This is a genomic window from Sphaerisporangium cinnabarinum (genome assembly GCF_055567015.1).
The window spans coordinates 200,695-221,327 of sequence record NZ_JBVHRG010000003.1 but is presented as its reverse complement, the minus strand read 5'-3'; the positions used below and the strand labels follow the sequence as shown (position 1 = coordinate 221,327).

The window sequence follows — 20,633 nt, the reverse complement described above, 5'->3', positions numbered from 1 at the left end:
CGCACCTGGCATCATGCGCGCATGGGTTACGACCTCTCGGGCCGCCTCGTCGTCGGCGTCGCCTCGTCCGCACTGTTCGACCTCACCGAGTCCGACCGCGTGTTCCGCACGCAGGGGGAGGCGGCGTACCGCGACTTCCAGGAGCGCCACCGCGACGACGCGCTGGCCCCCGGCGTCGCCTTCGGGTTCGTGCGCCGCCTGCTCGCGCTCAACGACCTCGCGCCCTCCGCCGACGACCCGCTCGTCGAGGTCATCGTCATGTCGCGCAACTCCCCGGAGACCGGCCTGCGCGTCATGCGCTCCGTGCGGCACCACGACCTCGACATCACGCGCGCCGTGTTCCGCCAGGGGCGCAGCCCGCACGAGTTCATCCGTCCCCTGCACGTGGACCTCTTCCTCTCGGCCGACGAGCGCTCCGTGCGCGACGCCGTCGACCTGGGCCTGCCCGCGGGGTACGTGCTCGACCCGACCTTCGCGGACGAGGAGGGTGACGAGCTGCGCATCGCGTTCGACTTCGACGGCGTCCTCGCCGACGACTCCTCGGAGCGCCGCTACCAGGACGGCGGGCTCGCGTCGTTCCGCGAGCACGAGGCGCTCAACGCCGACGTGCCGCTCGGCCGGGGTCCGCTGCGCGAGCTCCTCGTCGGCATCCACCGGGTGCAGGTCGTCGAGCGGGAGCGGCACGCAGCCGACCCGTCGTACCGGCCGCGCGTGCACGTCTCGCTCGTCACGGCCCGCTCGGCCCCGGCGCACGAGCGCGCGGTCGCGACGCTCTCCTCGTGGGGCGTGACGGTCGACGACGCGTTCTTCCTCGGGGGCGTGGACAAGGGCGGCGTGCTCGAGGTGCTGCGGCCGCACATCTTCTTCGACGACCAGCGCGCCGTGGTCGAGGCGGCGCGCCGGGTCGCGCCGTCGGTCCACGTGCCGTACGGCGAGCTGAACCGCGGCGTGCTGCCGACCGACCCGGCCCTCGACGCGCGGCCGACGCGCGCGGCCGACGTCGCGCCGCCCGCGCCCGGTCGCCGCGAGGCGGCCACCCCGCCCGCGCCCGGCGCGTCGGCGGAGCGCGACGCGGACGACGAGCGGCCGGGCCGCGGCCCGGCCGGGGAGCAGCCGAGCGAGCCGGCCGGGGAGAAGCCGAGCGAGCCGGCCGAGGAGCGGCCCGAGCAGGCCGGTCGCCCGTCGGGCACCGGGACGCGCGAGCTCCCGCTCGTCCGGTCCGTCCCGGGGATCGGCGGGCCCGGGCTCGCCGGGATCGCGGCGGGTTCGCCGACGGTCGAGCCCGCGCCCGAGCCCGTGCCGGAGGGGGAGCAGGGGGCACCGGTCGCCCGGGCCGACGACGGCGACGCCGACCCGGAGGCGTCCGCCGGCGAGCGGGCAGACGCCCCGGCCGACGCGGGTACTCCCGCCCCGTCCGGCACGACGCTCCTCAGCCGCCGGGACGCGCGGCCCGGCGCCCCGGACCGTGTCTCCGTCCTCGGCCCGGCCGGCGAGCCGAAGCCGCTGCCGGTCCGGCCGTCGTCGAACGGTGGCGCGCGCCACCACTGAGCCGGTGGTTCACTGCTCGCATGAGCGACGCGGCACGCCCGGTCAGCCCCGGGACCGTCACGGACACCGCATCCGGTCCCGGTGACGGGCAGGTCCCGACGGCCCGCCCCGGCGGGCGCGTCGAGGTCGTGTGCGGCCCGATGTTCGCCGGCAAGACGGAGGAGCTCCTGCGCCGTGTCCGGCGCGCCGAGGTCGCCGGGCGCCGCGTCGAGGTGGTCGGGCACGTCCTCGACACGCGGCGCGGCACCGGGACCGTGAGCTCGCACTCGGGCCTCGCGATCCCCTCGCGCACGGCGCGCGACGCGCCCGACCTCGAGCGGATCGTCCGCGGCGCCGGGGCGCTCGACCTCGTCGCCGTCGACGAGGCGCACTTCTTCGGGCCGGGGCTCGTCGACGTCGTCCAGCGGCTCGCCGACGGCGGGCTCGTCGTGGTCGTCGCGGGGCTCGACATCACGTTCGACGCGCGACCGTTCGAGCCCCTGCCCACGCTCGCGGCGCTCGCCGAGCGCGTCGACAAGCTCACGGCGGTGTGCGCGGTGTGCGGCGAGGACGCCGCGTTCCACGTGCGCGTCGTCCGGGAGCCGGATCCCGACGGCCGCGGGCCGGGTGACCCTCTCGCGCCCGTCGCGGAGCACGTGGGCGGCGCGGAGAGCTATGAGGCGCGCTGCCGGGTGCACCTCCCGGCCGCGCCGTGGCGCCCTCAGAGCGGCGGCGACCCGGGCCCCGGCGTGTCCTCGACGAGCGGGACGAACGAGTAGGAGCCGTGCTCGCTCACCCGCGCCCCGTCCGGGGCGTCGGGGTCGCGCACGACGACGAGCATCGTGTGCCGCACCGGGACGACCATGCGCCCGCCGGGCACGAGCTGGTCGACGAGGGCGCGGGGGAGGGCGTCGGCGGCGGCGGACACGAGCACCCGGTCGTACTGCTCGCCCGGCGTGCCGAGGACGCCGGGCGTCGCCAGGACGAGGCGCGCCCACGGCGCGCGCACGGCGGCGAGGTTCGCCCCGCCCCACGCGGCGAGGTCGGCGTGGCGCTCGACGCCCAGCACGTGCCCCGTCGGTCCGACGAGCCGCGCGAGCAGCGCCGTCGTCCAGCCCGACCCGGCGCCGACGTCGAGCACCCGGGCACCGGGGACGACGTCGAGCAGGCGCAGCATCGCCTGCACCGTCGACGGCTGCGAGCTGGTCTGGCCGTGGCCGATGGCGAGCGGTCGGTCCTGCGCGGCCCAGCGCCGTTGCGCGCGGGGGAGGAAGCCGCGGCGGTCCACCGCGCGCATCGCCGCAGCGACGGCGTCGTCCGGGCGCGCGTCGTCGGGCGGGACCGCGGGGTGCATGCGACCACCTCCACCGCCAGCGTAGGCACGACGGCGGACCCGCGCGCCCGGGTGGGCCGGGCCGGGTCCGGAGCGGGAGGCGTCCCGGTGGCGCGGCCGCGCGGACGGCGGGATGCTCGACGGGTGCGCGGGCGCGCCGGTGCGCCCGCCCTGGACCGGGGAGCCGGCATGAGCGGAACGGTGGCACGGATCACGCACATCAGCGCGCGGTCGGACACGAGCTTCGAGGACGCCGTGCGGATCGGCGTCGAGCGCGCCGCGAGCACGCTGCGCAACGTCTCGGGCGCGTGGGTCAAGGAGCAGAAGGTGGACGTGGCCGACGGCCGCATCACGGCCTGGCAGGTCGTGCTGGAGGTCACGTTCGTCCTCGAGTAGGGTCGGCCGACGGCCTCGTCGCGCGGAGGCGCCGCCGTCCGCGGTCCTCGGCGCGACGCCTGGTACGGGCCCCGGAGCGGTCGCCCGCGCCGGGACCCGTGGGCGCCATTTGACCAGGACGCCCTGCGGTCCGTAATCTTGGACGTCGGCGCGCCCAGGCGCGCCGGTCCCGTGTGCCCACGGACGACTCGCACTCGCACGCCGCGGCGTGGTCGGAGTCTCCAAGACGAACTCGCCGTGACGAGCACGCCAAGACTAGGAGAGATGAGCAGCAACGTGGTGTACGCGATCGTCAAGGCCGGTGGCCGGCAGGAGAAGGTTTCCGTCGGCGACATCGTCGTGGTGGACCGGGTGTCCGCCAAGGCCGGTGAGTCCCTCGAGCTGCCCGCTCTCCTGCTGGTGGACGGGGAGAAGGTGACCACCGACGCGGCGAAGCTCGCGAAGGTCAAGGTCACCGCCGAGGTCGTGCGGGACGAGAAGGGTCCGAAGATCACGATCCTGCGGTACAAGAACAAGACCGGTTACCGCCGCCGCCAGGGTCACCGTCAGCAGCTGACCCGCCTCAAGGTCACCGGCATCAAGTGATCTCGCCCGGCGCGAGCTAGCGGCCCCGGGCCGCGCCGCGCCGACGGCACCCTCCCTCAGCAGACCAGCACGAAAGCAGGTTCGTCATGGCACACAAGAAGGGCGCGAGCTCCTCGCGCAACGGTCGCGACTCGAACGCCCAGCGCCTCGGCGTGAAGCGCTTCGGCGGGCAGGTCGTCAAGTCGGGCGAGATCATCGTCCGCCAGCGCGGCACCCACTTCCACCCCGGTGAGAACGTCGGCCGCGGCAAGGACGACACGCTGTTCGCCCTGGCCGCCGGCGCGGTCCAGTTCGGCACCCGTCGCGGCCGCAAGGTCGTCGACATCGTCTCCGCCGAGGGCTGAGCGACAGCCACAGAGGCTTCGAGCAGGAGGGGCGCACCGACGCGGTGCGCCCCTCCTGCCGTTTCCGGCGCCCGCCCCCGCGGGCCGCACCACCCGCCGCGACCGCGGCACCGCACGAACCACCTCTGAGAGGATCCCTCCATGGCCAGCTTCGTCGACCGTGTCGTCCTGCACGTCTCCGGCGGCGACGGGGGGAACGGGTGCGCCTCGGTCCGGCGCGAGAAGTTCAAGCCGCTCGCCGGCCCCGACGGCGGCAACGGCGGTGACGGCGGCACCGTCCGGCTCGTCGTCGACGCGCAGACCACGACGCTGCTCGAGTACCACCACTCGCCGCACCGGCACGCGACGTCGGGCACCCAGGGCATGGGCGACGACCGCGACGGCGCCAACGGCGAGGACCTCGTCCTGCGCGTCCCGGACGGCACGGTCGTCAAGTCGCCCGACGGCACGGTGCTCGCCGACCTCGTCGGCGAGGGCGCCGAGTACGTCGTGGCCGAGGGCGGCCGCGGCGGTCTCGGCAACGCGGCGCTCTCGTCCCCGCGCCGCAAGGCGCCGGGCTTCGCCCTGCTCGGCGAGCCGGGCGAGGAGCGGGACGTCGTCCTCGAGCTGAAGACCATCGCGGACGTCGCGCTCGTCGGGTACCCGAGCGCGGGGAAGTCCTCGCTCGTCGCCGCCATCTCGGCCGCGCGCCCCAAGATCGCCGACTACCCGTTCACGACGCTCGTGCCCAACCTGGGGGTCGTGCAGGCCGGCTCGGCGCGCTTCACCGTCGCGGACGTCCCCGGCCTCATCCCGGGCGCGAGCGAGGGCAAGGGCCTCGGCCTGGAGTTCCTGCGCCACATCGAGCGCACCGCGGTGATCGTGCACGTGCTCGACTGCGCGACGCTCGAGCCCGGCCGGGACCCGATCAGCGACCTCGACGTCATCGAGGCGGAGCTCGCCGCCTACGCGCAGGACCTCGAGATCGAGGGCGGGCGGGTGCCGCTCACCGAGCGTCCGCGCCTCGTCGTCCTCAACAAGATCGACGTCCCCGAGGCGCGCGACCTGGCCGAGCTCGTCAAGCCCGACCTCGAGGCGCGCGGCCTGCGCGTGTTCGAGATCTCGACCGCGAGCCACGAGGGCCTGCGCCCGCTGACGTACGCGCTCGCCGAGCTCGTGGAGAAGGCGCGTGCCGAGGCGCCCGCCCCCGAGCCCACGCGCGTCGTGCTGCGGCCGCGCGCGGTCGACGAGGCCGGGTTCACGGTCAAGCGCAAGGGCGGGGCGACCGACTACTGGTTCGAGGTGCGCGGTGCCAAGCCGGAGCGCTGGGTCCGTCAGACGGACTTCTCCAACGACGAGGCCGTGGGCTACCTCGCGGACCGCCTCGCGCGCCTGGGCGTCGAGGACAAGCTGTTCGAGGCGGGCGCCGTCGCAGGCGACGAGGTGCGCATCGGCAGCGACGTCAACGCGGTCGTCTTCGACTGGGAGCCGACGCTCATGACGGGCTCCGAGCTGCTCGGCGGCCCCCGCGGCTCCGACAACCGCCTCGACGAGAGCCTGCGCCCGACCCGGTCGGAGAAGCGGCGCGAGCACCACGAGCGCATGGACGCCAAGGCGGAGGCGCGGCGCGAGCTGTGGACCGAGCGCCAGGCGGGCACCTGGACGGACCCCGAGTCCGACTGACCCGGCGTCGTCCGCGCTGCCGAGGGCCCGGTTCCCCGCGGGGGACCGGGCCCTCGCCCGCGCCCGGGGCCCCGTCGGCGCGGCCCGGGAGCGGGCCCGGGAGCGGGCCGGGGCACGGGCCGGTCGCGGGCGCAGGCGTCCTGGTCCGTGAAATCGTGCGCGGCGGCGGCCCTCCGGCGGCGATGATGGGCGCGTGAACGCGCTGTCCTCCCGCTCCGAGATCGCCTCCGCCCGCCGCGTGGTCGTGAAGATCGGCTCGTCGTCGCTCACGGGCGCCGACGGCCACCTCGACCTCGCCGCCCTGAGGGCGCTCGTCGACGTCCTCGCGGCCCGACGCGCGGCCGGCGGCCAGGTCGTGCTGGTCACGTCCGGCGCCATCGCCGCCGGGATCGGCCCCCTCGGGCTCGCGAGCCGGCCGCGCGACCTCGCGACGGCGCAGGCCGCGGCGTCGGTCGGCCAGGGGATGCTCGTCGCCCGGTACGCCGAGGCCTTCGCGGGGCACGGGCTGCGCGTCGGGCAGGTGCTGCTCACCGCGGAGGACACGGTGCGCCGCGGCCACTACCGCAACGCCCAGCGCTCGCTCGAGCGCCTGCTCGACCTCGGCGTCGTGCCCGTGGTCAACGAGAACGACGCCGTCGCGACCGACGAGATCCGCTTCGGCGACAACGACCGGCTCGCCGCGCTCGTCTCCCACCTCGTGCGGGCGGACGCCATGGTCCTGCTCACGGACGTCGACGGCCTGTACGACGGCCCGCCGTCGCGCCCGGGCACGCGGCGGATCGCCGAGGTGCGCTCGCCGGCCGACATCGAGGGCGTCGAGGTCACGGGACGGGGGAGCGCGGTCGGGACGGGCGGCATGCTCACCAAGCTCGAGTCCGTCTCCATCGCGACCGGAACCGGCATCCCCGTGGTGCTCACGAAGGCGCAGCACGCCGCCGCGGCGCTCGCCGGCGAGCCGGTCGGGACCTGGTTCGCCGCGACGGGCAAGCGGACGACCCGCCGCCGGCTCTGGCTCGCGCACGCCGCGCGCACGCGCGGCCGCCTCGTGCTCGACGACGGCGCGGTGCGGGCCGTGCAGGGCGGGCGCGCCTCGCTGCTGCCCGCCGGGGTGACGGCGGTCGAGGGGGAGTTCGACGCCGGCGACCCGGTCGAGCTCGTCGCATCCGACGGTCGCGTGGTCGCCCGGGGCCTGGTCGCGTTCGAGTCGCGCGACATCCCGGAGCTCCTCGGCCGCTCGACCACGCAGCTGCGGGCCGAGCTCGGCGAGGGCTACGACCGGGAGGTCGTGCACCGCGACGACCTCGTCCTGGTGCGCCGGCGCCCGCGCTGACCGCGGTCCGGACGGCGCTCCCGGCGCGGCGGTCCCGGACGTAGGCTCGGACCATGACCACCACCGAGGACGCGCCCGTCGTCGCGGGCGCCGCCGAGACCGGGACCGCCGGAGCTGCCGCAGCCACCGCGACCGCCGCCACGGCCGACGCTCAGACCGACGTCGCGACGGCCGTCGAGGACGTCGCGCGCCGTGCCAAGGTCGCGTCGCGCACGATCGCGACGGCGACCCGCGCGACGAAGGACGCCGCGCTCCTCGCGCTCGCCGACGCGCTCGTCGCGGCGACGGACGAGATCGTGGCCGCGAACGCCGTCGACCTGGAGCGCGAGCGCGCGCACGGCATGAGCGAGGGTCTGCTCGACCGGCTCGCGCTCGACGCGCCGCGCGTCGCCGCGATCGCCGACGCGCTGCGCGCGCTCGCGGGCCTGCCGGACCCGGTGGGAGAGGTCGTGCGCGGCTCGACGCTCCCGAACGGCCTGCGCCTGCGTCAGCTGCGCGTGCCCATGGGCGTCGTCGGGATGATCTACGAGGCGCGCCCCAACGTGACGGTGGACGCCGCGGGCCTCGCGCTCAAGAGCGGGAACGCGGTGATCCTGCGCGGCGGGTCCGCGGCGGCGAGCTCCAACGAGGTGATCGTCGACGTGCTGGCCCGCGCGCTCGAGGCGCAGGGGCTCCCCGGCGACCTCGTGCAGTCGATCGACCGGCACGGGCGCCCGGGCGCCGTCGCGCTCATGCACGCGCGCGGGCTCGTCGACGTGCTCGTCCCGCGCGGCGGGGCGGACCTCATCCGTACCGTCGTGCGCGAGTCGACCGTCCCCGTCATCGAGACCGGGGTCGGCAACGTCCACGTGTACGTCGACGCGAGCGCGGACCGGGCCATGGCGCTCGAGATCCTCCTCAACGCCAAGACGCAGCGCGTCGGCGTCTGCAACGCCGCGGAGACGCTCCTCGTGCACGCGGACGCCGCGCCCGAGTTCCTGCCCGCCGCGCTCGCCGCGCTCACCGAGGCGGGCGTCGTCGTGCACGGCGACGACCGCACGGCCGGCCTCGCGCCCGCGGGGACCGACGTGCTCCCCGCGACCGACGAGGACTGGGCGACCGAGTACCTCGCGCCGGAGATCGCCGTGCGCGTGGTCGACGACCTCGACGCCGCGATCGAGCACGTGCGCACGTGGACGTCGGGGCACACCGAGGCCATCGTCACGCGCGACCTGGCGGCGTCGGAGCGCTTCGTCGCGGAGCTCGACTCCGCCGCCATCATGGTCAACGCCTCGACCCGCTTCACCGACGGCGGCCAGTTCGGCCTCGGGGCGGAGATCGGCATCTCGACCCAGAAGCTCCACGCGCGCGGCCCCATGGGCCTCGCGGAGCTCACGACGACGAAGTGGGTCGTGCACGGGGACGGCCACGTCCGCCCCTGACGCACGGCCGCCGGCGGGTACCTGATACCCGCCGGACGAGGTCCCCGGACGGTCGTGAGAGACTGGTCGGCGACCGGCGCCCGTCCGGTCCGCCGTCGGGCCGGTCCCGGCGGGCGTACCGTTCCATCGCACCACCCCGGCCTGCGGCACGTGCCCGTCCGGCCCGGGGACGACCTTCGAGGAGGACGTCGTGATCTCTGCCGTCGTGCTGGCCGCCGAGGAAGGCGCCGAGGCCGCGTCGCACCTGCCCATCCCGCCGCTCGCCTACGGGCTGCTCGGGTTCAGCGGGCTCGTGGCCCTGCTGCTCGTGACCTACGCGTTCCGCAGCGTCGGCACGCGGCACTGACCCGCCCCGGACGACGGAAGCGCCCACGACCGATGACGCGTCGATGATCCCGCGCCGGCCCCGCCTGGGGGTGATGGGTGGCACGTTCGACCCCATCCACCACGGCCACCTCGTCGCCGCGAGCGAGGCCGCGGCGCGGTTCGACCTCGACGAGGTCGTGTTCGTGCCCACGGGCAAGCCGTCGTTCAAGCAGCACCAGACCGTCAGCCCGGCGGAGCACCGCTACCTCATGACCGTCATCGCGACCGCGTCGAACCCGCGGTTCACGGTGAGCCGTGTGGACGTGGACCGCCCCGGGCTGACCTACACGGTCGACACGCTGCGCGACCTGCGGGCCGCGCGACCGGACGCCGAGCTGTTCTTCATCACGGGTGCGGACGCCGTCGAGCAGATCCTCACCTGGAAGGATGCCGACGAGCTGTGGAAGATGGCACACTTCGTGGCTGTCTCCCGCCCGGGTCACCAGCTGAGCGTCGAGGGCCTGCCTCCGGGCGTGGTCACGACGCTCGAGGTCCCCGCCCTCGCGATCTCGTCGACGGACTGCCGTCGGCGCGCGGAGGCCGGACAGCCGGTGTGGTACCTGGTTCCGGACGGCGTGGTCCAGTACATCGCCAAGCACGGTTTGTATCGAGGTCAGCACGATGAGTGACAACGGCAGCAACATGCAGCCCGTCCGCCCGCTCACACGGCGCGAGATGCGCGAGCGCGAGCAGGCGGCGGCCGCCGAGCGGTCCGGGCAGGGCGCCCCGCCCCCGCCGGCCCCGGCACCCGGTGCGGGCGGCTGGCAGCAGTCGGCGCGCCCCGCGGCGCCGTCCGGCCCGCCGCCGTCGCGCCGCACCCTGCGCGAGACGACCGGCCCCGCCGACCACCCGCCGCAGCCCTCCGTCGTGCGGCCACCGGCCGCCTCGGGCGGCATGCGCGGCCTGGACGAGACCGGGCGCCTCACGCCGGTCCAGGAGACCGCCGAGCGCGTCGCGATCCGCCCCCCGGCCCCGACGCCGGTCGTGCCGACGCGCACGTCCTCCCGCCCGCCTGCCGGGGCCCCGCGCCCGTCGGTGCCCGGCGCCCCCGGGCCCGTGCGTCCCGCGACGCCGTCCGCGCCCGTCGGCGGCCTCGGCGCGGGTGCCGCGCGCCCCGAGCCGACGCAGCCGCCGCGCCTGTCGGCGTTCTCGGCCCCGCCGACCAGCCCGGCCCCGCCGGGAACGCCCGCGCCGGCGCCGGCGCGGGCGTTCCCGTGGGGAGGCACGCCTGCGCCCGCTCCCGAGCGGACCCCCGCTCCCGCGCCGCCCGCCGAGGCGGCCGGCGCGGCCCTGCCGTGGTCGGCGATCACGGCCGGCTCGGCGCCCGAGCCCGCGAGCGCGGCGCCGCAGACGTCGCCCTTCGGCGGCGTACGCGAGACCGCACCCGCTCCCGCCGGCGGGTCGGACGAGCTCTTCCCCCGCGTGCGCGGTCGTGCCGCCGAGCCCGAGGAGTCGGACGACGACGACCTCGAGGACGAGCGGCGGGGCCCGTCGTACACGTGGCTGCACTACCTGATCCTCGTCGCCGTCGCGTTCGTCCTCGGCCTGCTCGTCTGGACGCTCGTGTCCCGCGACGACCCGGGCCTGGCCGTGGAGGACGCGAGCGCCTCGGCCGCCGCCGTGCGGACGTGGGACGACCCCGGCACCCTCGACACCGGCCGCTGAGCGGCCGCACCACGAACGGAGACACGTGACCGCCACCGACCGAGCCCTCGAGCTCGCCGTCATCGCCGCCCGGGCGGCGTCCGACCGCAAGGCCGAGGAGATCATCGCGCTCGACGTGAGCGAGCAGCTCGTCCTCACGGACGTGTTCCTCATCGCCTCCGGGTCGAGCGAGCGCCAGGTCTCGGCGATCGTCGACGCCGTCGAGGAGGCCATGCACAAGGCCGGGTCCAAGCCGATCCGCCGCGAGGGCAAGCAGGAGGCCCGCTGGGTCCTGCTCGACTTCGGGGACGTCGTCGTGCACGTGCAGCACGCCGAGGACCGCGTGTACTACGCGCTCGAGCGCCTGTGGAAGGACTGCCCGGTCGTCGAGCTGCCGGAGGACGCGCGCGGCGGCGACGGCACGGCCGACGACACCGACGACACCACGCGCGGCGACGGCGCCATCCGCCTCTCGGGGGAGCCCCTGGCGTGAGCGCCGGCACCCTCGTCCTCCTGCGCCACGGTCGCACCGCGTACAACGCGTCGATGCGCCTGCAGGGGCAGGTCGACATCCCACTCGACGCCGTCGGGCAGTGGCAGGCGGAGCAGGGCGCGAAGGCCCTCGCGAGCGCGCACCGCGCGACGCGCGTCGTCGCGTCCGACCTCGTGCGCGCCGCCGACACCGCGCGCGCCTACGCGGCCGCGATCGGCGCGGACGTCGCGTACGACCCCCGGCTGCGCGAGCGCGGCTTCGGGGAGTGGGAGGGCCTCACGGGGCCGGAGATCGCGGAGCGCTGGCCCGAGGAGTACGCGGCGTGGCGCCAGGGCGAGGAGCCCGCACGCGCGGGCGCGGAGTCCAAGGCCGACGTCGCGGCGCGCCTCGTCGCGTCCGTCACCGAGCACGTCGAGTCGCTCGAGCGGGACGACACGCTCGTCGTCGTCTCGCACGGCGCCGCGATCACGCTCGCGGTCACCGCGCTGCTCGGCCTCGACCCGGAGGGCTGGCGCGGGATCTCCGGGCTGCACAACGTCCACTGGTCCCACCTGCACCGCTCGGCGCCCGCCGCGACGCCCGCGTGGCGCCTCGTGGCGCACAACGTCGGGGCGGGATTCCCGCTCGACGAGTGGAACGCGGGGCCGGATTGGAATCTGGAGCCGGTTTCTGCGTAGACTAGCGACGCTCCGCAGGACGGGAAACCGCCCGGAGGAGTGCATGACCTGGATCTTCACGGATCCACGGGGCTGTGGCGCAGCTGGTAGCGCACCTGCATGGCATGCAGGGGGTCAGGGGTTCGAGTCCCCTCAGCTCCACCCGTAGAGCCGGACGGGAGCACGCACCATCGAGAGATGGGCGAGCTCCCGTCGGGCTTTTCTGCGCCCTGCGTGCCGCCCCGCGCGCGTGCAGGCGGGGCGCGGGTCTTGGCGCGGCCTCCCGCGCCTGCCACGCTGGTGCGGTGCGACGGCGCTCCGCCCGTCGCGCGGGTACCTGGGGGAGGGGCACGCGATGAGGCCACTGTGCTACGCGATCAACGTCACGCTCGACGGCTGCTGCCACCACGAGGCGGGCCTGCCGCCCGACGAGGAGTCGATGCGGTTCTGGACCGAGGAGACGGAGCGCGCGGACGCGCTGCTGTTCGGGCGGGTCACGTACCAGATGATGGAGGCGGCGTGGCGTCGTCCGGCGTCGGGCGCGTGGCCGGACTGGATGGGGGAGCGGGACGTCCCGTTCGCCGAGGCGATCGACGGGGCGAGGAAGCACGTGGTGTCGAGCACGCTGCGCGAGGTCGACTGGAACGCCGAGCTCGTCGAGGGCGACCTGGGGGACGCGGTGCGGCGGCTCAAGGAGCAGCCGGGCGGCCCGCTGTTCGTCGGTGGCGTGACGCTGCCGCTCGCGCTCGCGAACCTCGGGCTCGTCGACGAGTACGCGTTCCTCGTGCAGCCGGTCCTGGCGGGGCACGGGCCGACGCTGCTGTCGGGGTTGCGCGAGCACGTCACGCTCGAGCTGGTGGACCGGCAGGAGCTGCGCTCGGGCGCCGTCGCGGTGCGGTACCGGCCCGTGCCGGCCACGACCTGACCGGAGGACGCCGACGCCCGGCGCGGCAGGTGCCGGCCGGGCGTGCGTGCGGGAGAGCGGGGACTACGACGTGCTGACGTGCACGTGGTCGAAGTGGTTGGCGGTCGCGCCGCCGCGGTCCTCCATGCCGGACCACGCGCTCGCCGGGTCGCCGGCCATCCAGATCTTCTGCTGGTAGATGAGGTACGTGATGCCGAGCGAGCCTGCGTTGGCCTGCAGGTAGCGCGCGATGTCCCACCCCGTCTCGCCGCTGATCATGATGTCCACGGCGCGGCCCGTGCCGTGGTCGCCGTCGTCGCCGGGGCGGATGCCGCCGAACGTGGTGACCTGGGGGAAGTTCGCGCACACGGAGCGGTAGACGGCGCGCGCGTTGGCGCGCAGCGACGACTCGATCCCGGTGCTGACCGAGCACGCGGCGTCCGAGACGCCCCCGGCACTCGACCCGCTCGCCGCCGCGGCGGCGACCTGGGGCGCCTCGGGCTGGGACTGCGCGAGGAAGCTCGACTTGATCCAGGCAGCCGCGCCGTCCCACACGACCTGGCTCCAGTCGCCCTCGGTGACGCCCGTGACGTCGACCGCAGCGGCGAACTCGGTCGTCGCGACGCGCTCGGCGTCCGCGGACGGTGCGGAGCGCACGTTGACGGCCTCGGTGGTCCAGAGCTGGCCGGTGACGGGCGGCAGGGGCGGCGGCGTCGGGGCGGCCTGCGCGGCCGGCACGACGGCGATCTCGGCCGCGGTCTCGACGACCGGCGGCTCCTGGGGCGCCGTGGGGGGCGCGACGCGCTCGGACGAGCGGCTGGCGGCTCCCGTGCCACGCTCGACGCTCGCCCCGGCGGTGGGCTCGACGCTCAGCGGAGCGAGGTCGGGGTTGCCCTCGGCGGGCTGGGGGCCCGCGCCCACGGCGCCCGCGCCCAGCAGCGTGACGAGCGCCAGCGCGGGGAGCTTGAGCGACCGGACCGGCAGCGTCGGCAGCGCCGGGAGCCGGAAGGAGCGCGCGGTGGCGGGGGCTGCGCTGTGGCGGCCTCGGGACATGGTGCGCTCCGGTTCTTCGTGGGTAGGACGCGCCAATGTAACCAAACCGTGATCTGAGAAGTCCAGTCGGACATTCGGCGCAGCGCACACGTTCGACTCATGAGCGGCAGCGCTGAGTCGTATGCGCCGCAGTCGTTGGACGCGTCCGGAGCGGGTTCCTACGCTGGAAGCATGACCGTTCCCTCTGTACCGACCGTGACGCTCAACTCCGGTCACTCCATCCCGCAGCTCGGCTTCGGCGTCTTCCTCGTGCCGCCGGACGAGGCCGAGAAGGCCGTGAGCGAGGCCCTCGAGGTCGGCTACCGACACATCGACACCGCCGCGATCTACCGCAACGAGGAGGGCGTCGGCGCCGCCATCGCGAAGAGCGGGATTCCCCGCGACGAGCTCTTCGTCACCACGAAGCTCTGGAACGACCGCCAGGCGGGCGAGCAGCCGCACGACGCGATCCGCGAGAGCCTCGACAAGCTCGGCCTCGACCACGTCGACCTGTACCTCACGCACTGGCCCGCGCCCGAGCAGGACCAGTACACGAACGCGTGGGCGAAGCTCGTCGAGATCCGCGACGCGGGCCTCGCGCGCTCGATCGGCGTCTCCAATCACCTGCCCGAGCACCTCGACCGGATCGTCGCGGCCACGGGCGTCGTCCCCGCCGTCGACCAGATCGAGCTGCACCCGGCCTACCAGCAGCGCGACGTGCTCGCGTGGGCCGACGCGAACGGCATGAAGATCGAGGCGTGGGGCCCGCTCGGGCAGGGCAAGTACCCGCTCTTCGAGAAGCAGGCCGTCGTCGACGCCGCGGCCGCCCACGGCGTGACGCCCGCCCAGGCGGTGCTGCGCTGGCACCTGCAGCGCGGCTTCATCGTCTTCCCGAAGTCGTCGCGCAAGGAGCGCATGGCGGAGAACTTCGACCTCTTCGGGTTCGAGCTCACCGCCGACGAGGTCGCCGCGATCGACGCCCTCGACACGGGCGACGGCTCGGGCCGCGTGAGCGCCCACCCGTCCGAGGTCAACTGACCCGGTCGCCTGCGGACTCCCGCGAGGCAGCACGCACGACGAGGGGCGCCGTCCGGTCGGACGGCGCCCCTCGTCGTGCGCAGGTGGAAGGTCGGCTCAGCCGCACTCGTCGCAGATGCCCGTCGCGGGCAGCACCGTGAAGCACGTGGGGCACACGGCCGGCGGCTTCTCCGGCTCCGCGGAGCGGGCCGTCGTGCGGCGCGGCGTGCGCGTCGCGGGCGCGGCCTTCGCCGTGGCCCGACGCGCGGGTGCGGACGCCGCCGCGGGGGCGGCACCGGGCACGTCGAACCCGCGCTTGCGCAGCAGGTCCGCGACGCCGACGGGGCTGCTGCGGAACTCCTCGGCCGTCGCGACACGGCCGGTCGCGTACCGGTGCGCGACGCCGAGGATCGCCTGCGCGTCGTAGACGCGGTCCTCGTGGACGAGCGGGGTGCCGGGGGACGCGGTGAACCCGTAGACCCCGAGGAACGCGTCCCGGCCCCGGTCGTCCCAGTCCGCGAGGGCCTGGAGGATGTGCTGCCGGGTCACTGCCGAGAAGGTTGCCACGGCACGAGCCTAGACCGCCCCGCGGGACCCCTCGGACGACGGGCGCGTGACCTTCCGCACGCGCTCGCGCCGGGCCCTGGGTGCCCGTGGATCAGGGCACGGTGTATCCCGCGGCGCGGAACATCTCGTACCACTCGGCGCGCGTGAGCGGGACCTCCGAACCGAGCGCGGCGCCGGCGACCCGGTCGGGGCTCGTCGTGCCGAGCACGACCTGCATCCGTGCCGGGTGGCGCGTGATCCACGCGGTCGCGATCGCGATCGGCGGCACGTCGTACCGGGCGGCGAGCCGGTCGATCACGGCGTTGAGCTCGGGGTACTCGTCCGAGCCCAGGAACACGCCCGTGAAGAACCCCGCCTGGAACGGCGACCACGCCTGGACGGTGATGTCGTGCAGGCGGCAGTAGTCGAGCGTCCCGACGTCACGGCTGACCGACTGGTCGAGGGCCTGCATGTTCGCCGCGACGCCCTGCGCGACGAGCGGAGCGTGCGTGACGGAGAGCTGGAGCTGGTTCGCGACGATCGGCTGCTCGACGTACCGGCGCAGCAGCTCGATCTGCCCCGGCGTGTGGTTCGAGACCCCGAACGCTCGCACCTTGCCCGCGGCGTGCAGGTCGGAGAACGCGCGCGCGACCTCCTCGGGCTCGACGAGGGCGTCGGGGCGGTGCAGCAGCAGGATGTCGAGGTAGTCGGTGCGCAGGGCCTCGAGCGAGCCCTCGACGGACGCGACGAGGTGCTCGTACGAGAAGTCGAAGTACGGGCCCTCAGGGACGATGCCGGCCTTGGACTGGATGACCCACTCCGCGCGCTCGGCGGGGGAGAGGTCGAGCGCCTCGGCGAAGCGGCGCTCGCAGCCGTGGAGGTCGGAGCCGTAGACGTCGGCGTGGTCGAGGAACGTGATGCCGACGTCGCGCGCGGTGCGCACCAGGGTGCGGACCTCGTCGTCGGTCTTCTCCTGGATGCGCATGAGGCCGAGCACGACGTTCGGCACCACGAGGTCGGTGCCGGTCAGGGTGAAGGTCTTCATCGGTGGAGCTCCTTCGCGGGGTAGGCGGTCCTGCCCGGGGGCGGCGTGCCGGGTGGTCCGGAGGGCCGGTCGGGGCTGCTCGAGCCTAGGAAGCGATAACCTAGAAGTCCAACAACTAGTAGTTGTCATATAGAGAACTGTGAGTGGTCAATGGATCTTCGACAGATGGAGTACCTCGTCGCGCTCGCGGACGAGCGCCAGTTCACGCGGGCCGCCCAGCTCGTCGGCGTCTCGCAGTCGGGGCTCTCCGCCGCGGTCCGCAGCCTCGAGGAGGAGCTCGGCGCGAGCCTGTTCACGCGGACGACGCGGCGCGTCGAGCCCACCGAGGCCGGTCTCGCGCTGCTGCCGCACGCCCGTTCCATGCTCGCGCAGGCGGCCGCCGCTCGCGACGCGGTCGTGCGGGCGACGCACGCGCTGTCCGGCTCGCTGCGGGTCGGCTCGGAGCAGTGCCTCGGTGTCCTCGACGTCACCGCCCTGCTCGAGCGCTTCCACCGCCGGTACCCGCAGGTGGAGATCCACTTCGCGCAGGCGGGCTCCCACGACCTCCTCGCGCGCGTGCGGGACGGCGACCTCGACGTCGCGTTCGTCGCGACCACCGAGCACCTTGGGCCGCTGTCCCAGACGGTCCTGGGCAGCGAGCCGCTCGTGCTCGTGTGCGCACCCGAGCACCCGCTCGCCGGGAAGGGCCGGGTCGAGTGGTCCGACCTGGCGTGCCAGGAGTTCGTCGACTTCGACCCCTCGTGGGGCGCACGGCAGGTCAACGACGCGACGTGCGCCGCGCACGGCGTCCACCGGCGTGTGCGGTGCTCGGTCAACGACGTGCACACGCTCCTCGAGCTCGTCGACCGCGGGCTCGGCATCGCGCTCGTGCCCCGCCACGTCGCGGGCAAGCCGCAGGCCGAGCGGCTCGTGACGCTCGCGCTGCCCGAGGGTGGCGCGCCGAGCTGGGTCGTCTCCGTCGTCACGGGAGGCTGGGACCGCGGCGCCTCGGCCGCGCCCCAGCTCCTGGAGCTTCTCGCGGACGCCCCCGCGTGCCGCGGCGTCGAGGTCGCCCGGGCCGACACCGCCGCGTCGCGCGAGAGCGTCGAGGTGCCGAACCCTGCCGTCGAGGCGCCGAGCCCTGCCGTCGAGGCCGTGGCGGAGGCCCGGTGACCGCCCCCGCGGGCACCGACGCACCACTCTTCCCGCTGCGCAGCGTCGTCCTCGGCGCCTTCCTGCCCACGCTCGTCCTCGAGATCGGTGTGGGGGCCATGCTGCCGGTCGTCGCGGTCACGGCCACGGGCCGGGGCGCGAGCCTCACGGTCGCCGGCCTCGTGGCCGCGCTCGTGCCGATCGGCAAGATCCTCTTCGACCTGCCCGCCGGGGCGCTCGCCCAGCGCCTCGGCGACCGCACGGCCATGCTGCTCGCCGGTGGCGTCGCGGCGGTCGCCTTCGCGACGATCGCTCTCACGCCCAGCCTGGGGGGCCTCGCGGCAGGGGTCCTCGCGCTGGGCGCGTCGACCGCCGTCTTCAACCTCGCCCGCCAGGCGTACCTCACGGAGATCACGCCCCCGCTGCGCCGGGCGCGCGTGCTGTCCACGCTCGCGGGCGTGCACCGCATCGGGCTGTTCCTCGGCCCGTTCGCGGGCGCGGCGGTCATCGCCGCGACCGACGTGCGCGGCGCCTACTGGCTCGGGACGGGCGCCGCGCTCACCGCGGTGGTGGTGCTCGCCGTCGTGCGGCCGGACCCCGCGGAGGCCGGGCGTGCGCGACAGCGCGGCGCGCGGGCCGTGCCGCGCGTCGGCATCGTCCGCGTGGCGCGCGACCACCGCCACCTGTTCGCGACGCTCGGCGTGGCGATCCTCCTCGTGAGCGCGGTCCGTGGGGCCCGACAGACCGTCATCCCCCTGTGGGGCGAGCACCTGGGGCTGGACGCCGAGGTGACGTCGCTGATCTTCGGCGTCTCCGGTGCGCTCGACATGCTGCTCTTCTACCCGGCGGGCAAGGTCATGGACCGGTTCGGGCGCCTGTGGGTCGCCGTGCCGTCCATGCTCACGATGGCCGTCGGTCTCGCGGTGCTGCCGCTCGCGCACACCGCCCCCGCGCTCGCGGTCGTCGCGGCGGTGCTCGGGGTCGGGAACGGCATGGGCTCGGGCATCGTCATGACGCTCGGCGCCGACGTCGCGCCCGCGGACGTGCGCCCGACCTTCCTCAGCGTGTGGCGCCTGTTCCAGGACACCGGCGACGCCCTCGGTCCGCTCGTGCTGTCGGCCGGTGCGGCGCTGGGGTCGCTCGCCGCGGGCGTCTGGGCGACGGCGGCGCTCGGCGCGGGCTCCGCGGCCGCGCTCGCGCGGTGGGTGCCGCGCCACTCGCCGCTCGCGAACCTCGTCCGACGTCGCTAGATCCAGTCGTGCTCGCGGGCGTAGCGGGCCGCCTCGTGCCGCGTGCGCGTCTGCGTCTTCTGCATCGCGCTCGAGAGGTAGTTGCGGACCGTGCCGGGCGCGAGGTGCAGGCGGGTGGCGATCTCCGCCACGGAGTAGCCGTCCCGCGTCACGCGGAGCACGTCGAGCTCGCGGTCCGTCAGGGGCACGTCGTCGATGAGCGCGGCGGTCGACACGTCCTGGTCGACCCAGCGCCGACCCGCGTGCAGCGCCGCGACGACCTCGGCGATGTGCGTCGGGTCCGCCGACTTGCTGACGAACCCCTGCACACCGAGCCGCAGCGCCTTGCGCAGCACGCCCGGGCGCGCGTGGCGCGTGAGCATGAGCACGACCTGGTCGGGCAGCGAGCGGCGGACCTCTGCGACGGCGGCCAGGCCGTCGACGCCGGGCATCTCCAGGTCGACGACCAGCACGTCCGGGCGGTGGGCGAGCGTAGCGCGCACGGCGTCCGCGCCGTCGACCGCCTCCGCGAGCACCGTCACGTCGCCCTCGAGGGGGAGCAGCGCGGCGAGCGCGCGGCGCAGCAGGGCCTCGTCGTCGGCCAGCACGACGGTCGTCACGACGCACCTCCGGGACCTGGCAGCCCGCCTCGGTCCGATGGCGAGAACGTCGCGGCCGTGCGGAACCTGCCGTCCGCCACCTCTGCGGTGAGGACACCGCCCGCGCCCGCGACACGCCGCGCGAGCGTCGACAGGCCCCGCAGGGTCGGCGGGTCGTCCGTCGGCACGCCGTCGTTGACGATCGTGATGCCGCGCTCGTTGAGCGCGACGTGCACGAGGGTCGCGCGCGCGTGCCGCAGCACGTTGGTCGTCGTCTCGCGCAACACCTGGCTCACGAGGTCGTCCGCCTCGTCGCGGACGTCCGCGCCCCGGTCGACGCGGACCTGGATCCCGGCCGCCTCGAACAGCCGGCGGGCGTTCTCGAGCTCGGCGGAGAGGTTGAGCCGGCGCTGCCCGTAGGCGAGGTCGCGCGCCTGGGCGATCGTGTCGCCGACGAGCGCGTACGTCTCGCGCAGCTCTTCCTCCGCCCGCGCCGGGTCCGTCCCGACGAGGCGGCGCGCGAGCGCGATCTTGAGCTTCACCACGTGGAGGGTGTGGCCCTGGATGTCGTGCAGGTCGCTCGCGAACCGCATGCGCTCGCGGACGACGGCGAGCTCCGCCTCGCGCTCGCGCGCCTCCTCGAGCTCGCGCACGAGGTCGTAGAAGCCCTTGTTGGGGAACCGCAGGGCCACGACCACCACCGTGAGACCCGTCGGGACGATGACGAGGGACACCAGCCCGTCGGTCGTCACCGAGCCCGCCGCGAGCAGCCCCCAGGCACCGACGCCCGCCACGTACACGACGAGGCCGACGGCGGCCCCGGCCCGGTGCCGGGGCAGCTCGGGGACCACGAGGCAGCCCACCACGGTGACGGCGTAGTACGCCGCCTGCACCTCGCCGCCCACGACGAGCACCCCGTACGGCCAGACGACGGCGGCGACGGCGAGGCACGGCACCGCGACGCGACCCAGGTCGCCCGCCGTCCACCGCTCGAACGCGACGACCACCGCCACGACCCCCAGCGCCAGGACGAGCGCCTGCTCCCACGTCTGCGCCTGCCGAGCCACGAGCAGCACGCCGACGACGACGAGGACGGGCAGCAGGGTGACGAGGTTGAGGCGGCGGAACCGGTGCGGCGTGCCGCGCAGTGCGGGTCGGGGCGTGGCCGGCGGCAGCGGTCCCGTCGGACGGGCCGGACCGGGCGCGGGGCGCGCCGTGGAGGGCGCGCGCGGCGCGGGCAGGTCGTCCATGGGCGGCTCGCAGGTCGAGGCTGGGTCTGGCTCCCAGTATCCGGGCGGTGCCGGGGCCTCGGCCAGTGACACCGTGTCATGCCCGAGGGGGCAGTACGTCACGGTCCGGACCTGACGGCACGG

Annotated in this window: 23 protein-coding genes, 1 tRNA gene and 1 pseudogene; 19 read left to right on the top strand and 6 right to left on the bottom strand. The window is 75.3% G+C overall.

Annotated elements, in window-relative coordinates; genetic code table 11:
• Positions 1–21 precede the first annotated feature (21 nt).
• Both ACZ4MO_RS06615 and ACZ4MO_RS06610 read left to right on the top strand, forming a co-directional pair.
• A complete protein-coding gene (locus ACZ4MO_RS06615) occupies positions 22–1,548 on the top strand; it encodes a 5'-nucleotidase (protein WP_186810378.1) in 1,527 nt (508 codons plus the stop codon).
• A gap of 20 nt (positions 1,549–1,568) precedes the next feature.
• On the top strand, positions 1,569–2,306 hold the full coding sequence (locus tag ACZ4MO_RS06610; protein ID WP_175008306.1) for a thymidine kinase: 738 nt from the start codon (positions 1,569–1,571) through the stop codon (positions 2,304–2,306).
• On the opposite strand, the gene ACZ4MO_RS06605 is transcribed toward ACZ4MO_RS06610, so the two are convergent.
• Entirely contained in the window at positions 2,249–2,881 is a 633-nt protein-coding gene (locus ACZ4MO_RS06605; RefSeq protein WP_175008307.1) for a protein-L-isoaspartate O-methyltransferase, read from the bottom strand. The genes ACZ4MO_RS06610 and ACZ4MO_RS06605 overlap by 58 nt on opposite strands.
• Positions 2,882–3,049: 168 nt before the next feature.
• Between ACZ4MO_RS06605 and ACZ4MO_RS06600 the strand changes: the two genes are divergently transcribed.
• The 13 genes from ACZ4MO_RS06600 (at position 3,050) to ACZ4MO_RS06540 (ending at position 12,682) form a co-directional block, all read left to right on the top strand.
• Entirely contained in the window at positions 3,050–3,256 is a 207-nt protein-coding gene (locus ACZ4MO_RS06600) for a dodecin family protein (RefSeq protein ID WP_021482381.1), read from the top strand.
• Positions 3,257–3,535: 279 nt separating this feature from the next.
• The gene (rplU, locus tag ACZ4MO_RS06595; RefSeq protein WP_286186410.1) at positions 3,536–3,841 is read left to right on the top strand and encodes a 50S ribosomal protein L21; all 306 of its coding nucleotides are present in this window, start codon (positions 3,536–3,538) and stop codon (positions 3,839–3,841) included.
• Between the two features lie 86 nt (positions 3,842–3,927).
• The gene (gene rpmA, locus ACZ4MO_RS06590; protein ID WP_021482383.1) at positions 3,928–4,185 is read left to right on the top strand and encodes a 50S ribosomal protein L27; all 258 of its coding nucleotides are present in this window, start codon (positions 3,928–3,930) and stop codon (positions 4,183–4,185) included.
• Between the two features lie 141 nt (positions 4,186–4,326).
• On the top strand, positions 4,327–5,847 hold the full coding sequence (gene obgE / locus ACZ4MO_RS06585; RefSeq protein ID WP_175008308.1) for a GTPase ObgE: 1,521 nt from the start codon (positions 4,327–4,329) through the stop codon (positions 5,845–5,847).
• A gap of 202 nt (positions 5,848–6,049) precedes the next feature.
• A complete protein-coding gene (gene proB / locus ACZ4MO_RS06580) occupies positions 6,050–7,177 on the top strand; it encodes a glutamate 5-kinase (protein ID WP_175008453.1) in 1,128 nt (375 codons plus the stop codon).
• A 53-nt stretch (positions 7,178–7,230) separates the two neighbouring features.
• Entirely contained in the window at positions 7,231–8,598 is a 1,368-nt protein-coding gene (locus ACZ4MO_RS06575; protein ID WP_175008309.1) for a glutamate-5-semialdehyde dehydrogenase, read from the top strand.
• Between the two features lie 190 nt (positions 8,599–8,788).
• Complete coding sequence (locus ACZ4MO_RS06570; protein ID WP_186810379.1) at positions 8,789–8,944, top strand: hypothetical protein; 156 nt, start codon at positions 8,789–8,791, stop codon at positions 8,942–8,944.
• Positions 8,945–8,987: 43 nt separating this feature from the next.
• Entirely contained in the window at positions 8,988–9,593 is a 606-nt protein-coding gene (nadD, locus tag ACZ4MO_RS06565; RefSeq protein ID WP_175008310.1) for a nicotinate-nucleotide adenylyltransferase, read from the top strand.
• A complete protein-coding gene (locus tag ACZ4MO_RS06560; RefSeq protein ID WP_175008311.1) occupies positions 9,586–10,629 on the top strand; it encodes a hypothetical protein in 1,044 nt (347 codons plus the stop codon). Before nadD ends, ACZ4MO_RS06560 begins: the two co-directional genes overlap by 8 nt.
• 25 nt (positions 10,630–10,654) lie before the next feature.
• A complete protein-coding gene (gene rsfS / locus ACZ4MO_RS06555; RefSeq protein WP_021482244.1) occupies positions 10,655–11,101 on the top strand; it encodes a ribosome silencing factor in 447 nt (148 codons plus the stop codon).
• Positions 11,098–11,778: a histidine phosphatase family protein gene (locus ACZ4MO_RS06550; RefSeq protein ID WP_175008312.1), complete on the top strand. Its 681-nt coding sequence runs from the start codon at positions 11,098–11,100 to the stop codon at positions 11,776–11,778. Before rsfS ends, ACZ4MO_RS06550 begins: the two co-directional genes overlap by 4 nt.
• A 68-nt stretch (positions 11,779–11,846) precedes the next feature.
• Positions 11,847–11,919: transfer RNA gene (locus ACZ4MO_RS06545), tRNA-Ala, on the top strand.
• A 193-nt stretch (positions 11,920–12,112) separates the two neighbouring features.
• A complete protein-coding gene (locus tag ACZ4MO_RS06540; RefSeq protein ID WP_175008313.1) occupies positions 12,113–12,682 on the top strand; it encodes a dihydrofolate reductase family protein in 570 nt (189 codons plus the stop codon).
• A 63-nt stretch (positions 12,683–12,745) separates the two neighbouring features.
• Here ACZ4MO_RS06540 and ACZ4MO_RS06535 read toward each other — a convergent pair whose 3' ends face one another.
• Positions 12,746–13,714, bottom strand: a complete 969-nt coding sequence (locus ACZ4MO_RS06535; protein WP_175008314.1) for a VldE C-terminal domain-containing protein — start codon at positions 13,712–13,714, stop codon at positions 12,746–12,748.
• 171 nt (positions 13,715–13,885) lie between these two features.
• On the opposite strand from ACZ4MO_RS06535, the gene ACZ4MO_RS06530 reads away from it, so the two are divergent.
• A complete protein-coding gene (locus ACZ4MO_RS06530; RefSeq protein WP_175008315.1) occupies positions 13,886–14,731 on the top strand; it encodes an aldo/keto reductase in 846 nt (281 codons plus the stop codon).
• A gap of 96 nt (positions 14,732–14,827) precedes the next feature.
• Here ACZ4MO_RS06530 and ACZ4MO_RS06525 read toward each other — a convergent pair whose 3' ends face one another.
• Together ACZ4MO_RS06525 and ACZ4MO_RS06520 are read right to left on the bottom strand one after the other, a co-directional pair.
• A complete protein-coding gene (locus ACZ4MO_RS06525; RefSeq protein ID WP_175008316.1) occupies positions 14,828–15,277 on the bottom strand; it encodes a ScoMcrA-related endonuclease in 450 nt (149 codons plus the stop codon).
• A 91-nt stretch (positions 15,278–15,368) separates the two neighbouring features.
• Entirely contained in the window at positions 15,369–16,301 is a 933-nt protein-coding gene (locus tag ACZ4MO_RS06520) for an aldo/keto reductase (RefSeq protein ID WP_175008317.1), read from the bottom strand.
• 150 nt (positions 16,302–16,451) lie between these two features.
• Here ACZ4MO_RS06520 and ACZ4MO_RS06515 point away from each other — a divergent pair, with 150 nt between their 5' ends.
• Both ACZ4MO_RS06515 and ACZ4MO_RS06510 read left to right on the top strand, forming a co-directional pair.
• Entirely contained in the window at positions 16,452–17,453 is a 1,002-nt protein-coding gene (locus ACZ4MO_RS06515; RefSeq protein ID WP_175008318.1) for a LysR substrate-binding domain-containing protein, read from the top strand.
• A complete protein-coding gene (locus ACZ4MO_RS06510) occupies positions 17,450–18,682 on the top strand; it encodes an MFS transporter (protein WP_175008319.1) in 1,233 nt (410 codons plus the stop codon). The genes ACZ4MO_RS06515 and ACZ4MO_RS06510 overlap by 4 nt, the downstream gene beginning before the upstream one ends.
• On the opposite strand, the gene ACZ4MO_RS06505 is transcribed toward ACZ4MO_RS06510, so the two are convergent.
• The gene (locus tag ACZ4MO_RS06505) at positions 18,679–19,281 is read right to left on the bottom strand and encodes a response regulator (RefSeq protein WP_175008320.1); all 603 of its coding nucleotides are present in this window, start codon (positions 19,279–19,281) and stop codon (positions 18,679–18,681) included. The two genes, ACZ4MO_RS06510 and ACZ4MO_RS06505, sit on opposite strands and share 4 nt — an antisense overlap.
• A complete protein-coding gene (locus tag ACZ4MO_RS06500) occupies positions 19,278–20,510 on the bottom strand; it encodes a sensor histidine kinase (RefSeq protein WP_499278650.1) in 1,233 nt (410 codons plus the stop codon). The genes ACZ4MO_RS06505 and ACZ4MO_RS06500 overlap by 4 nt, the downstream gene beginning before the upstream one ends.
• On the opposite strand from ACZ4MO_RS06500, the pseudogene ACZ4MO_RS06495 reads away from it, so the two are divergent.
• A pseudogene (locus tag ACZ4MO_RS06495) lies at positions 20,414–20,611 on the top strand (hypothetical protein); the annotation flags it as partial. The gene ACZ4MO_RS06500 and the pseudogene ACZ4MO_RS06495 sit on opposite strands and share 97 nt — an antisense overlap.
• Between the last annotated feature and the right edge of the window lie 22 nt (positions 20,612–20,633).

Excerpts from the sequence above, each read along its gene's own strand:
- nadD (WP_175008310.1), top strand. The coding sequence starts at position 8,988 with ATGATCCCGCGCCGGCCCCGCCTGGGGGTGATGGGTGGCACGTTCGAC.
- obgE (WP_175008308.1), top strand. The coding sequence starts at position 4,327 with ATGGCCAGCTTCGTCGACCGTGTCGTCCTGCACGTCTCCGGCGGCGAC.
- ACZ4MO_RS06515 (WP_175008318.1), top strand. The coding sequence starts at position 16,452 with ATGGATCTTCGACAGATGGAGTACCTCGTCGCGCTCGCGGACGAGCGC.
- ACZ4MO_RS06535 (WP_175008314.1), bottom strand. The coding sequence starts at position 13,714 with ATGTCCCGAGGCCGCCACAGCGCAGCCCCCGCCACCGCGCGCTCCTTC.
- ACZ4MO_RS06540 (WP_175008313.1), top strand. The coding sequence starts at position 12,113 with ATGAGGCCACTGTGCTACGCGATCAACGTCACGCTCGACGGCTGCTGC.
- ACZ4MO_RS06575 (WP_175008309.1), top strand. The coding sequence starts at position 7,231 with ATGACCACCACCGAGGACGCGCCCGTCGTCGCGGGCGCCGCCGAGACC.
- rpmA (WP_021482383.1), top strand. The coding sequence starts at position 3,928 with ATGGCACACAAGAAGGGCGCGAGCTCCTCGCGCAACGGTCGCGACTCG.
- ACZ4MO_RS06605 (WP_175008307.1), bottom strand. The coding sequence starts at position 2,881 with ATGCACCCCGCGGTCCCGCCCGACGACGCGCGCCCGGACGACGCCGTC.
- ACZ4MO_RS06610 (WP_175008306.1), top strand. The coding sequence starts at position 1,569 with ATGAGCGACGCGGCACGCCCGGTCAGCCCCGGGACCGTCACGGACACC.
- ACZ4MO_RS06560 (WP_175008311.1), top strand. The coding sequence starts at position 9,586 with ATGAGTGACAACGGCAGCAACATGCAGCCCGTCCGCCCGCTCACACGG.
- ACZ4MO_RS06600 (WP_021482381.1), top strand. The coding sequence starts at position 3,050 with ATGAGCGGAACGGTGGCACGGATCACGCACATCAGCGCGCGGTCGGAC.
- ACZ4MO_RS06530 (WP_175008315.1), top strand. The coding sequence starts at position 13,886 with ATGACCGTTCCCTCTGTACCGACCGTGACGCTCAACTCCGGTCACTCC.
- ACZ4MO_RS06500 (WP_499278650.1), bottom strand. The coding sequence starts at position 20,510 with ATGGACGACCTGCCCGCGCCGCGCGCGCCCTCCACGGCGCGCCCCGCG.
- ACZ4MO_RS06520 (WP_175008317.1), bottom strand. The coding sequence starts at position 16,301 with ATGAAGACCTTCACCCTGACCGGCACCGACCTCGTGGTGCCGAACGTC.
- ACZ4MO_RS06615 (WP_186810378.1), top strand. The coding sequence starts at position 22 with ATGGGTTACGACCTCTCGGGCCGCCTCGTCGTCGGCGTCGCCTCGTCC.